Annotated in this window: 11 protein-coding genes; 2 read left to right on the top strand and 9 right to left on the bottom strand. The window is 65.0% G+C overall.

The features are described 5' to 3' along the window. Positions 1 to 94 precede the first annotated feature (94 nt). From AC1AZA_RS00810 to AC1AZA_RS00795, 4 genes are all read right to left on the bottom strand, one after another. Complete coding sequence (locus AC1AZA_RS00810; protein ID WP_476512852.1) at positions 95 to 946, bottom strand: ABC transporter ATP-binding protein; 852 nt, start codon at positions 944 to 946, stop codon at positions 95 to 97. A gap of 56 nt (positions 947 to 1002) precedes the next feature. Further along, on the bottom strand, positions 1003 to 1818 hold the full coding sequence (locus AC1AZA_RS00805; RefSeq protein WP_476512851.1) for a hypothetical protein: 816 nt from the start codon (positions 1816 to 1818) through the stop codon (positions 1003 to 1005). After that, positions 1802 to 2416, bottom strand: coding sequence for an RNA polymerase sigma factor (locus AC1AZA_RS00800; protein WP_476512850.1), 615 nt, complete (start codon positions 2414 to 2416; stop codon positions 1802 to 1804). The genes AC1AZA_RS00805 and AC1AZA_RS00800 overlap by 17 nt, the downstream gene beginning before the upstream one ends. A gap of 240 nt (positions 2417 to 2656) precedes the next feature. Next, on the bottom strand, positions 2657 to 5281 hold the full coding sequence (locus AC1AZA_RS00795) for an ATP-dependent Clp protease ATP-binding subunit (protein ID WP_476512849.1): 2625 nt from the start codon (positions 5279 to 5281) through the stop codon (positions 2657 to 2659). Positions 5282 to 5423: 142 nt separating this feature from the next. Here AC1AZA_RS00795 and AC1AZA_RS00790 point away from each other — a divergent pair, with 142 nt between their 5' ends. Next, positions 5424 to 6398: a universal stress protein gene (locus AC1AZA_RS00790; protein ID WP_476512848.1), complete on the top strand. Its 975-nt coding sequence runs from the start codon at positions 5424 to 5426 to the stop codon at positions 6396 to 6398. A gap of 139 nt (positions 6399 to 6537) precedes the next feature. Here AC1AZA_RS00790 and AC1AZA_RS00785 read toward each other — a convergent pair whose 3' ends face one another. From AC1AZA_RS00785 to AC1AZA_RS00765, 5 genes are all read right to left on the bottom strand, one after another. Beyond that, positions 6538 to 7965 carry a DUF3027 domain-containing protein gene (locus AC1AZA_RS00785; RefSeq protein ID WP_476512847.1) on the bottom strand — a complete coding sequence of 476 codons (1428 nt, stop codon included), beginning with the start codon at positions 7963 to 7965 and terminating at the stop codon, positions 6538 to 6540. Between the two features lie 66 nt (positions 7966 to 8031). Further along, a complete protein-coding gene (locus AC1AZA_RS00780) occupies positions 8032 to 8421 on the bottom strand; it encodes a cold-shock protein (protein WP_476512846.1) in 390 nt (129 codons plus the stop codon). A 120-nt stretch (positions 8422 to 8541) separates the two neighbouring features. After that, the gene (locus AC1AZA_RS00775; RefSeq protein WP_476513149.1) at positions 8542 to 10416 is read right to left on the bottom strand and encodes a HAMP domain-containing sensor histidine kinase; all 1875 of its coding nucleotides are present in this window, start codon (positions 10414 to 10416) and stop codon (positions 8542 to 8544) included. 133 nt (positions 10417 to 10549) lie between these two features. Continuing rightward, positions 10550 to 11284, bottom strand: a complete 735-nt coding sequence (locus tag AC1AZA_RS00770) for a response regulator transcription factor (protein ID WP_476512845.1) — start codon at positions 11282 to 11284, stop codon at positions 10550 to 10552. Between the two features lie 57 nt (positions 11285 to 11341). After that, on the bottom strand, positions 11342 to 12133 hold the full coding sequence (locus AC1AZA_RS00765) for a TPM domain-containing protein (protein ID WP_476512844.1): 792 nt from the start codon (positions 12131 to 12133) through the stop codon (positions 11342 to 11344). A 222-nt stretch (positions 12134 to 12355) separates the two neighbouring features. Here AC1AZA_RS00765 and AC1AZA_RS00760 point away from each other — a divergent pair, with 222 nt between their 5' ends. Further along, a complete protein-coding gene (locus AC1AZA_RS00760; protein ID WP_476512843.1) occupies positions 12356 to 12646 on the top strand; it encodes a WXG100 family type VII secretion target in 291 nt (96 codons plus the stop codon). Positions 12647 to 12740 lie beyond the last annotated feature (94 nt).

Below are 12740 nucleotides of genomic sequence, written 5' to 3'. Positions count from 1 at the left end.
GCGTTCCGGACCTTCGCGACCGATATCCTTGCCGTACCGGCCGTGCCGGCCGTTCGGGGCGGCGAGGCCGATGTTCCATGCCGTGTCATGGGGATCACTCGCCGTAGATCATGAGGAACGCGTCTTCAAGGTTGGGAGCGACCTGCGCGATGCGTTCGCTGGCCGTGAGCGGCTGGAGCGAGTAGATGCGTTGCCGGGTTTCGGTGCCGTACTGCACTTCGCTCAGCAGTTTCTGCCCGTCGCCGAGCGGCAGTCCGCTGGGTACCTCCCATACGTGTCCCTCGAGCTCGGCGCAGATGGTCGCGGGCGTGTCGCAGCGCAGCACCTGCGCGTTCTTGAGCATGATGATCCGCCCGGCGATCGTTTCCAGATCGGAGACGATGTGCGTGGAGAGGATCACGATGCGGTCCGCGGACAGGTCGTGGATGATGTTGCGGAAGCGCACGCGTTCCTTGGGGTCGAGACCGGCGGTCGGCTCGTCGAGGATGAGCAGCTGCGGTTCGGCGATCAGCGCCTGCGCGATGCCGACGCGCTGGATCATGCCGCCGGAGAAGGTCTTCATCTTCTTGTCCGCCACGTCCGAGAGCCCCACCAGACCGAGCAGCCGTTCGATGCGCTTGTCGGCGCGGGCGCGCCGCACGCCCTGCAACGCGGCGATGTAGCGCAGGAACTGGCGGGGCGAGTAGTTCGGATAGTAGCCGAAGTCCTGCGGAAGGTAGCCGAGTATGCCACGGTAGCGTTCGTCCATGGCGATGATGTCCTCGCCGTTCCAGCGGATGGATCCGTCCGTGGGGAACAGGAGCGTGGTGAGCATCTTCATGAGCGTGGACTTGCCGGCGCCGTTGGGCGCGAGCAGACCGTACACGCCCTGCTCGAACGTGAGGTTGATGTCCTTGAGCACGGTGGTGCCGGAGAACGTTTTGGTGACATGTTCCACGGTGAGCATGGTCGCCGCCTTTCTTGGTGACTGTGAATGACGATATGACGATGAATGACGTGCGCTCAGAACGCCGGACGCAGCGCCTGACCGTGTTCGCCGCGGGCCCGGTACGAAGCCATGGCGAGCGATGCGGCGCCGTAGCGGCTCAGCGACGCGCAGTACAGGATGCCCGCGGCGATGCCGATGCCCAGGCACACCAGCGAGGGCAACCGTTCGAGCCAGACGACCAGATCGGCGGCAAACCACCAGCCCGCACCGCTGACGAACAGCCAGACGGCCGGCATGATCGCGGCGCTGACCGGCCAGCTGCAGCGCGCATCCACGACGAGCTGACCGAGCGCGAACAGGAACAGCGAGGAGAACGAGACGCCGAGGATGGTCATCGCCGATACCCTGGCACCGATCATCAGCGCGATGCCGATGCCGCACGCCGTGTCCAGCACCACGGAAACCGCGCCGAATGCCAGCATGCGTACGGCGGCGATGCGGCGGAACGACCACTTGCAGGCCCTCAGCACGTCCAGCGTATGGCAATCGCGCTCCTTGAACATGATGAGCAGGTGCACGCATTCGTACAGGAACGGGGACACGAGGAACATGAGCACGCAGAACCGGCCCAGACCGACGCCGTCCCACTGGGACGCACCGCCCGCGCCGACGAACATCAGTCCCCAGACGCACGCAGCCCCGATCAGTCCCACGAATACGCAGTCCCACACGCCGAAGAACAGGTTCCTGACGCCCAGCGCACGGACCACGTCCGTAACGGAGGCCGCCAATCCCGCCCGCCGCGGCATGCCACGTGCGACGATCATGCCTATGCTCGCGTTCCGTTCGGCGCTGTCCGGATACGGTATGCGTTCATTGCTGGCGTTCATCGCCGAACTCCTTTCTCAACAAAGCCATCAGGCGGTAGTACCGTGCCTTGACGGTGGATTCGCTCTCCCCCGCCGCTGCGGCGATCTGTGCGAAACTGCGTTCCGCGTACAGGTGGAGCCGGAATACCTCCTGCGCAGCCGGATCGCATACGGCGACGCGTTCCTCGATGCGCCGGAGCAGGTCACGGTCCGCGGTGAGCTCGTTCACGTCCGGAATGCGCTCGTCCGGCAGGTCCGTCCCGTCGCGTCCGTCCGATTCCCCGCCGTCGAGGCCGCCGGCGTCCAACGACACGGCGATGGGGTGCGTCCGTCTGTGCGCGTCGATCACCTTGTAGGCCGCAATGCGGTACAGCCACGTGGTGAACGAGGCTCGTGCCGGATCGTACGAGGCGAGGGACTGCAACGCCGCGATGAACGATTCCTGCGTGAGGTTCATGGTCTCCTCGCGGTCGCCCACCTGCCGGTAGACGAAGGCGAATAGACCGTCGTAGTGCTCGCGCACCAGAGCGTCCGCCGCACGTTCGGAACCGCGGAGGATCCGGCGGATCCATGCGGAGTCCCGGTCCCTGCGCCGATCGCCCAATGCGGAGCCGAACATGTCACCTCCTTCGTCGCGTCCCCGGGCGGGTGCCCGGTGTTCCGTCTCCAGTGAAGTATTCGTGTCTATCCGACGGATAGTTGCACGGCGTGTCGCGATCGGAACGACGCCCCTGCCGCTCACCGCCACAAAGCGGAACGGCCGCCCCGGAGCAACCGCGACGAAACAACCGCAACGAAACGAAAAGGCCGGCCCTGCAACAACAGGACCGGCCTATGCCGTCATGCGATCAGCCGCGCATCATTCCGCGGTTTGGGATGCTCCGCCGTCCGGCGAGGCGTCGGAGGATTCCGCGGCACCGTCGGAGGAGCCGACCAGCGCGGGCTCGGCATCCGCCTGCCCGGCACCTTCGGCATGCGCGTCGGCACCGTCAGCGGCACCGGGCTCCTCGAACTTCTCGCCCTTGAAGGTGAACTCGCCCAGAATGCCTTCGCCCTCTGCGTCCACCACGACCTTCTCGCCGTCCTCGAGTTCGCCCATGAGGATCTTCTCGGAGATGGCATCCTCGATGTCGCGCTGGATTACACGGCGCAGCGGACGCGCGCCGAGCAACGGGTCGAAGCCCTTCTCGGCGAGCAGGTCCTTGGCCTTGTCCGTAAGCTCGAGGGACATGTGGCGGTCGAACAGGCGCTGGTTGAGCAGCGACACGTCGAGGTCCACGATCTGGCGCACCTGCGGCTCGGTGAGCTGGCGGAACACGATGATGTCGTCCAGACGGTTGAGGAACTCGGGACGGAACTGCTGCTTCAGCTCCGCGCTCACCTGGTCCTTCATGCGCTGGTAGCTCGACTCGGTGTTGTTGCCGAGCGAGAAGCCGGTGTTCGCGGACTTGGCGATGTCCTTGGAACCGAGGTTCGTGGTCAGGATGATGATGGTGTTCTTGAAGTCCACCTTGCGGCCCTGACCGTCGGTGAGGTGACCGTCGTCCAGCACCTGCAGCAGCGTGTTGAAGATGTCCGGATGGGCCTTCTCGATCTCGTCGAACAGGACCACGGAGAACGGCTTGCGACGCACCTTCTCGGTGAGCTCGCCGCCCTCCTCGTAGCCGACGTACCCCGGGGGCGCGCCGAAAAGACGCGAGGCCTGATACTTCTCGGAGAACTCGGACATGTCCACGCGGATGAGCGCGTCCTCGTCGTCGAACAGGAACGCGGCGAGCGCCTTGGCGAGCTCGGTCTTGCCCACGCCGGTGGGGCCGGCGAAGATGAAGGAACCGGTGGGGCGCTTCGGGTCCTTGAGGCCCACGCGGGCGCGGCGGATGGAGCGGGACAGCGCGGCGACGGCCTCGTCCTGGCCGATGATGCGCTTATGCAGCTCGGCCTCCATGCCCATGAGCTTCTTGGACTCCGCCTGGGTGAGCTTGAACACCGGGATGCCGGTACTGGAGCTGATCACCTGGGCGATCACGTCCTCGTCCACGACCATCTTCACGTCGGATTCGCCCTCGCGCCAGGAGGATTCCTTGTCCTTGCGCTCGGATTCCAGCTTCTCCTGGCTGTCGCGCAGCTGCGCCGCCTTCTCGAAGTCCTGATCCTTGATGGCCTTGTCCTTCTCGTCGGAGATCCTGGCGATCTTCGAATCGAGCTCCTTGAGCTCAGGCGGTGCGGTGAGACGCTTGATGCGCAGGCGCGCACCGGCCTCGTCGATCAGGTCGATGGCCTTGTCCGGCAGGTTGCGGTCCTGAATGTAGCGGGCCGACAGTTCTGCGGCCGCCTGCAGGGCACCGTCCGTGATGGTCACGTGGTGGTGGTTCTCGTAGCGTTCGCGCAGACCCTTGAGGATCTCGATGGTCTCCGCGATGGACGGCTCGTGCACCTGAATGGGCTGGAAGCGGCGTTCCAGAGCGGCGTCCTTCTCGATGTACTTGCGGTACTCGTCGGTGGTGGTGGCGCCGATGGTCTGCAGTTCGCCGCGCGCCAGCATGGGCTTGAGCATGTCGGAGGCGCCCAGCGCGCCGTCCGCGGAGCCCGCGCCCACGATGGTGTGGATCTCGTCGATGAACAGCACGATGTCGCCGCGGGTCTTGATCTCCTTGAGCACCTTCTTGAGGCGCTCCTCGAAGTCGCCGCGGTAGCGGGAGCCGGCCACCATGGAGCCGAGATCCAGCGAGTAGACGTGCTTGCCCTTGAGGGTCTCCGGCACGTCACCGGCGTTGATCTTCTGCGCCAGTCCCTCGACGACGGCGGTCTTGCCGACGCCCGGTTCGCCGATGAGCACCGGGTTGTTCTTGGTGCGGCGGGAGAGCACGACCATGACGCGCTCGATCTCCTCCGAACGGCCGATGACCGGGTCGAGCTTGCCGGCCGCGGCCTCGGCGGTCAGATCGCGCCCGAACTGGTCGAGGATGGCGGAACCGGTCTGGTTGTTCTTGTTCTGCACGCCTCCCGCGTTGGCCAGATCGCCCTTGCCGGAGTCCGAGCCTGAGCCGGAGTTGCCGCGGATCATGTCGATGGTGGCGGTGCGCAGCTCGCCCAGATCCACGCCCATCTTGATGAGCACCTGAGTGCCCACGCCCTCGCCCTCGCGGATCAGACCGAGCAGGATGTGCTCGGTGCCGATGTAGCTGTGGCCGAGCTGCAGCGCCTCCCGGAGGCTCAGCTCGAGCACCTGCTTGGCGTGCGGAGTGAAGGGGATGTGACCGTTGGGAGCGGCATTGCCTTTGCCGATCATTTCCTCGACCTGCTTGCGGGTCGGATCGAGTTCCACTCCCTTGGACGCGAGAGCCTTCGCGGCGATGCCCTCGCCCTCGCGGATCAGACCGAGCAGCAGGTGCTCGGTGCCGATGTAGTTGTGCTGAAGGGAGCGGGCTTCCTCCTGCGCGAGCACGATGACGCGCCGCGCACGGTCGGTAAACCGTTCGAACATGCTTGTCCTTCCTATGAAACTTCTCAATACTCTACCGACTCGCGGTGACGTTTATTCGTGTTGTTCCTGTGATTGCGCTCACAGCAAGCAAACAACCGATATGCTGGAGGTACCAAGGTCATGGATCTGCTCACAAGGAGGAATGATGACTCAGTCCCAGATGTACGAGGCCGACATCGTAGTCGGCGTTGACGGATCGGACGAATCCTTCGCCGCATTGAAATTCGCCCTCAAGGAGGCGGCGATCACCGGGCAGAAGGTGAACGCCGTCTTCGGCTGGACGCATTCGTGGGACACGGGCTCCGAGCCCGACGACGACGAATCGTGGAACAAGGTGCGTCATGAGATCAGCGCCACGCTGCGCGCATGGGTGGAAAAGGCCTCCGACGGCATCGAGTTCGACCCGGAGAACCTGGAGCTCACCTCGGTCAAGGCGACCGGCACCTCGGCCTTGCTGCAGATCGGCGCGAACGCGCAGCAGATCGTGGTGGGCCGCCGCTCGCTGGGCCGCGTGGCCCGCTGGTTCATGGGCTCCCTGTCCGCCTCGCTGGCCGAGGAGTCCACGCGCCCGGTCACCGTGGTGCGCATTCTGGACGACGAGACACAGACCATTCAGGACGAGATCGCGAACGCGCTCACTCCGGCCGACACGCAGGTGCGCTTCGAGCGGCCTAAGCAGTACATGTCCCTCGACCGCCGCCCGGTGGTCGTGGGTGTGGACGGTTCCGAAACCAGCGCGCACGCTCTGGACTTCGCCATGCATGAAGCCGCCATGCACCGCCGGCCGCTGCACGTCATGTTCTGCTGGCAGCTCAAGGATCTGGGTGCCGTGCCCGGCTATGAGAACGCCATCGCGCCGATCGACGCGGGTCAGCGCCGCGCCGAGGAGATCGTCGAGGGCATGCTCGCCAAGGTGAGCGTTCCGGAGGGCGTGACGTCCGTGGAGACCCACGCGTTCCACATTCCGGCGGCCAAGGGCCTGATCAGCGCGTCCCGCTATGCCAGCTGGCTGGTGGTCGGATCGCGCGGCCTGTCGGGTCTGGATGCGCACTTCCTCGGCTCGGTCTCCAAGCAGATCGTGAACTTCGCCGAGTGCACCGTGACCGTGGTGCACTGAGGACGGTGACACTGAGCGCGGCGGTGCGCTGAGCGTCACCGCGCGTCGAACGTGAGAGGGGCCCGATCAGTCTGCCGAAGCGGACTGATCGGGCCCCTCTCACGGTGCGGCAATACTGCGGCCGTGCCGTCTGCGACGTCTACCGTTCGGTCAGGTCCACGGTCTCCACGACTTCAGGGCCATCCTCCTCAGCATCGGAGACATCGTCGTCATCGGAACCGTTATCCGCGGCATGCTCGGCGATGTCCTCGTCGGTGGCCTCGTCATCCGGCACGGTCTGCGCGTCGATGTCTTCCTCGGTCGCCTCGTCAGCATCGTCATCTTCGGAGTCGTCGTCGGATTCATCCCGCTCGGCGGCATCCTCGGCATCGGCCGTCTGCTCCCGACCGTCGGTGCTGACGGTTGCTTCGCCTTCTTCGTCGGTTTCGCCGGCTTCCCCGGTCTCCTCCTTCGAGGGTTCGACGGAGTCCTCCCCCGCTTCGGGCACGGCCGTCTCGGCGGTTTCCGCGGTCTCGGCGGATTCCGCGTCCGGCGCATGTTCCGCCGCGTTGTCTTCCGCGTTTTCTCCCGCAGGTTCCTGCACGTCCGGTGCCGTTGCGTCGGCTTCCGGCTCAGGCCTCTCGCTCAGCCGTTCGAGCAGTTCGACTTCGCCGTGCTCCTCGCGCGGCTTCTGGGCCACGATGTCAATGTGCAGGTCGTCGAAGGCGGGCTTCGACTGCACCCACAGGCGGCTCGGCTGGGGCGGATCGATTTCGGAGTGTTCGCCGCAGCCGTGGTCGAGCGAGACCACGCGCCCGTCGTCGGGGCTCCACTTGTTGGCGCACACGCCGAACATGCGGCTGAGATCGCCCTTAAGCGGGATGAAGAATCCGCAGGTTTCGCACACGGATCCGCCCGCGGTCTTGGTGGACAGCGCCTTGGGCCCGTGCGGGCCTTCATACCAGCGCTTGGCGGTCTGGGCGCGGCCGAGCGAGCTCAGCACATGCCTGCGGGACAGTTCGAACTCGTCGATGGCCTCGGCCATGTCAAGGGCGGAGGTCGTGGCGGCATCGGCCGCATCGCTCTGAGCATCGGCGGCCACGGCAGGCTCTGCCGATGCGGAATCGGCCTCGGCGTCGCCTGTCTCATCCGTCGTTGCGGTCGCAGCCTCGTCGGCGGCCTTCCGCTCCTTTTCGATGGCGTCCGCCACAGCTTCGATCTGCTGGTCGGTCAGCCCCTCCTCGAGGCGCGGATCGTCCGGATCGGTGCCGATCGAATCGGTGACCGACAGGTCGGTCGGTTCCAGTCGGTCCTTCCATGGAATCCACTTGGGCGGCAGCAGCGCCTGTTCGGTGGGCAGCAGCGAGGATTCGTTGACCGTCCAATGGTCGAGTTCCTCATCGTGGTACATGGTGACGGACCATTGCCACCCCTCGTATCCGGCGATGTGGGATTCGAAACGGAAATCGGTGACGCCGTCTCCCAGATCCTGACTGGTGACGAAATCACCGACGTCGCTGGGGTCCTCCGCCATGTCGAGGGCGATCGCCTTCGCAAAATCCCTGGCTTCCAGTGTCGTATCCGGCATCAGCTCACCTCCGTCATTATGATCGTTCCGCTCCTGGGCAACGGTCTCATCGATCGTCACCACGCATCACTCCTGCACGTCAAAATTGTCCGCCACGGCCCGCAACAGCGTGGCGAGCTTCCTGGACTCGGCCTGCGAGGGATAGCGATGGCGACGCAGCGTATTGCCGGCCGAATCGAGCAGCTTGATGAGATCCTCGCAGATGGCGGCCATGTCGTCCGGCTTGGGACGCGTGGCCTTGACCAGCGAGGGTGCGGAGGCGACCGGCGTCACGCTCATGGCCTGAGGCCCCTTGCGTCCTTCCACCACGGAGAACTCGACCTTGGCGCCCTTGCGCAGCATGGTCAGCCCCTGCGGCAACGCCGTGGCGGGCAGGAATACGTCCTCACCGCCATCGACGGAGATAAAACCATACCCCTTATTGGCGTCGAACCACCGAACACGACCGCTGGGCATTTTCAACCTCACTCATTTCCCATGTACGGGGCCCTGTGCACCCGTACCGTATCGAAAACCGAAGTCATAGTATACCGCAAGGGTTCTGACAGTTCCGCCGCCGTATGGCAGGCCGTGCATTCATGCCGTCGCGGACGCCTGCGGAGGCGTTTCGGCCGCATCGGTCCGTTCGGGGGTCTGCGCCGGGGTTTCCTCCTTCGCGGCGCTCTTCTTGCCGCGCGACCATCCGGATTTCTTCTTCATCGGCTGCGTGCGGTCCGCCGGCGGTTCACTGACGGTGCCCAGTGGCAGCACGATGGTGAACGTGAGTCCCCCGCCGGGCGTTTCGGTGGCACAGATGAAACCCCTGTGCGCCTTGGTCACGGACTGCGCTATGGATAGACCCAGCCCGGTGCCGCCCTTCTGCCGGGCGCGCGAAGGATCGGCCGTGTAGAAGCGTTCGAACACTTGGGACCGCTTGTCCGCCGGGACGCCCGGACCGTGGTCGATCACCTGGATGACGGCATAGTCGTAGCCCGTCTGCGTGCCCTGCGAGATCTGCACCGCCTCGATGAACCGGCCGAGCGAGGCGTCGGTGGACGGCATCTTGGCCATGGCGTCAGGCGTGATGGATGCGGTGAGCGTGCCCAATCCCACCTGAACGGGCGAATCACCCGGCGTATAGCGGTGGACGTTGCCGACGATGTTCGTGATCACCTGACGCAGTCGCGACGTGTCGCCGGTCAGGCGGATCTCGGGCATGGCTCCCGGCATATAGGCCAGGCACGGCACCTTGCGATCGTTCGCAGAGGCTCCCTCGGGCAGGACGGAGGCCATGGTTACCTCGCCCACCTTGACGTCACGGTCCGGATCGAGCGCATGCAGGTCCTCAGTGGCGTCCGCCACGATGGAGGTGAGGTTCACCTGCTGCGTGAGGTCTATGCCGCGGCCTTCGTCCAGACGGGCCAGGGACAGGAGGTCCTCCACGAGGACGGTCATGCGGGTGCTGGATTTCTCGATGTGCTCGATCGCCTCGTCCGCGCGTTCGAGTGCACCGGGATAATCGCGCTGCATCTTGTAGAGCTCGGCGTATCCGTGGATGGCGGCCAGCGGGGTCCTGAGCTCGTGGCTGGCGTCGGAGACGAAGCGCTTCATCTTCTCCGTGGTCGCCTCCTGCTCATGGAAGCTGTATTCGATGCGGTAGAGCATCGCGTTCAGCGATGCGGACAGGGACCCCACCTCGGTGTTCTCGGGCATGGCGGGCACGCGCTGGCTCAGGTCTCCCGCGGCGATCTTGGCAGCGGTCTTCTCGATGCGCTTGAGCGGCTTGAGTGTGTGTCCGATGACCAGCGAACCGAGGGACGCGCCGAGCACCACGATGGCCGCCCCCACAATGAGGCAGTACTCGGTGATGGTCTGCACGGTGGAGGTCACATCCCCCAAAGACAGGCCGATGTATACCACGCCGCGAGTGCCTCTGGCGGAATCCACCCACGGCAGTGCGACCACGCGCCATGCGGCGGATGCACTGTTGATCACCTCGCGCTGTTCGTTGGTGAGTTTGTCCTTGCTCGTGGTGCGCAGCGAATCCGGCAGCTCCACGTAGGCGGGCGTGGTGAACGGGGAGCTCAGCTTCACGCCGGCCATGGATCCGGACACCGGCAGCAACGGGGACGATACGATGCTGTACTTGAGCTGCGGGGGGAAGTTGGCCTGCCCCACCGCATTGCCTTCGGCGTCGGTGAGCGTGGCGATCTCGTTGTTGGAATCGCGGATCTGGATGAAGTAATTGGTCACGCCGAGCGTGGTGGCGGGATTCTGCTGGTTGAGCTTGGAGATGTTGTTGTAGACGAGCTGGGCCTGACCGAGCAGCTGGTTGTCGATGCGGTCCATGAGATAGCCGCCCACCATCTGGCGTATGGCGAAGGTGATGGATCCCGTGCCCACGAACAGCAGCACGAAGATGATCACCACCAGTTTGGTGCTCAGCGGGACCTTGTCGAAATGCCAGCCCATCGACTCGTCGCCGCGTCCCTTGCCGAACATCGCGCCCTTCGGCTTCTTCGGCTTCGCGGTCGATGCGTTCGCCGGCTCGGCGGCGGGCCTGCCCGCGGTCTCGTTCCCGGTCACGTCTGCCATGCCGCGTGCCTCAGGATTCCTTGGGCTCACGGATCATGTAGCCGATGCCGCGCTTGGTCTGGATGAGCGGAGCCACCTTGTGTCTGGTGCCGTCGACCTCGGTAACCTCCACGCCGTCGACCTTCTTGCGCAGGTAGGAGATGTACGATTCCACGATCGCCGCGTCGCCGCCCCAGTCGTACTGCCAGACATGGTCGAGGATCTGCGCCTTGGAGAGCACGCGGCCCTCGTTGTCCATAAGGTAGCGCAGCAGCTTGTATTCCGTAGGGCTCAGATCCACGGGCTGGCCGGCGCGGGTCACGTCGTGGGAGTCCTCGTTGATCTCCAGATCGGCCACGCGGATGATCGGATCATCCTCCACCTGTTCGCGCGTGCGGCGCAGGATGGCGCGGATACGGGCCACGACCTCCTCAAGACTGAACGGCTTGGTGACGTAGTCGTCCCCGCCGACGGTGAGCCCCATGATCTTGTCCTGTGTGTCGTCGCGCGCGGTGAGGAACAGAACCGGCGCGTCGATGCCTTCCTGACGGATACGGCGGGTGACGGTGAAGCCGTCGATGTCCGGCAGCATCACGTCCAGCACCACCAGATCGGGCTGCGTCTTCTCGATCACCTCGATGGCCTCCGAACCGGAGGCCGCCGTGGCCACCTCGAAGCCGGCGAAATGCAGGGATGCGACCAGCAGTTCGCGGATGGAGGGCTCGTCATCGACAACAACGATCTTCGCTTCAATAGGTTTGCTCATGGTTCCCAGAGTGAACCATCTTGCTGGAGGTTTTCTGAATGTCGGCTGAAGTATCCGTTAAATGGCAGCACCGGACGCCTCGGCGGCACCAGCGGGCGTGTCCGAGCCAGACTCCCCGCTCTGCGGGGACGCCGCATTGCCCTTCGACGCACCCGAATCCTTGCCGCGACGCCTGTGGCTCGCGCGCGGCTTGCCGGCGCGTGAACGGCTGCGCCCGCTACCGGGGCGCTTCCTGCCACCGCCATGCCGTGACTGGCCGGAACGCTTGTGGACTACGAACAGCAACGCCGAGGCGACGACCACCACTCCGAGCACCGCGGCGAACACGATCACGCCCACGTTGCTGGCCGTGGAGGACACGGAGCTTTTCTTGATGCGCACGATCGCATCCATCATCGCCTTGGCGGATCCGGGCCAGTCGGGGTTCGTGCTGTCCGCTACGATGGGTCCGAGCGCGGCCTGGGACAGCTCATCCACCGTAGCCTGCTTCTTCAGCCATTCCTCGGAGTTCGAGGAAACGGCCACCACGAGGTTGCCGTCCTGCGTGGCAACGGCGAGCATCACGGTGTTCGCCTCGGGATCGGTGGAGTCGAGCGTCTGCTTGGCCCACTGTTCGGGGTCGGCTCCCTCGCGGAACTTCGGCAGGTACAGGAGCTTGACGCTCACGCCGGTCGTCTGCTTGGTGCTTTCGATGGCGTCGTTCACGGTGGCGACGTCCTCGCCGAGCAGGTTTTCCGTGTCGATGATCGAATCGTTGACGCTGATCGACGTATCGTCTCCGGTTTCGCCGTCCGCCCACGCCGCCGTCCCCGTCATGCCCGATGCACAGACGGCCGTCGCAAGCGCCATCAGCACGCACAGCAGCATGGTCCACATCCGTGCACATGTGGACAACCCTGCACGCCGACACGCCGAAACCGTGAACCGGGGGGCACATTCGTCCACATGACCCTGTTTTGCCGAGGTGAAATCGCGATTTGTCATAGTCTCCACCTTAGCGGCTGTCCGGACCGTCGCCACCACAACTCAGCCGGCCACCCGCCGGCAACGGCACAACGAAAGGAAACCACCATGCCACAGTACGTCGTCGATTCCGAACAGTTGCAGAGCTCGGCCGCCGCGGTCTCCGGCTCCGTATCGCAGATCCGCAATGCGGTGAGCGGCATGTATGCCAATCTCAACGCCTTGCAGGGCGTCTGGCGCGGCGGAGCCGCCACGCAGTTCACTGCGGTGGCCCAGCAATGGCAAGCCGCCCAGCAGCAGATGGAACAGTCGCTCGAAGCCATCCAGAACGCCCTGCAGCAGGCCTCCATGGTCTATGCGGACGCCGAGATGAACGCCTCGCGCCTCTTCGCCAACTGATTCGCGCCTGCCAGCCGGCGTCCATACGCCGGTCGGCAGGTACACATCGCACCGAGGCGGCCCGTCACAACAACCAGCAACCGCGGCGGGCCGC

It is taken from the genome of Bifidobacterium sp. LH_389, assembly GCF_056357235.1.
Note: the sequence above shows the minus strand (reverse complement) of the source record. Positions and strands in the feature narration are given on the sequence as shown.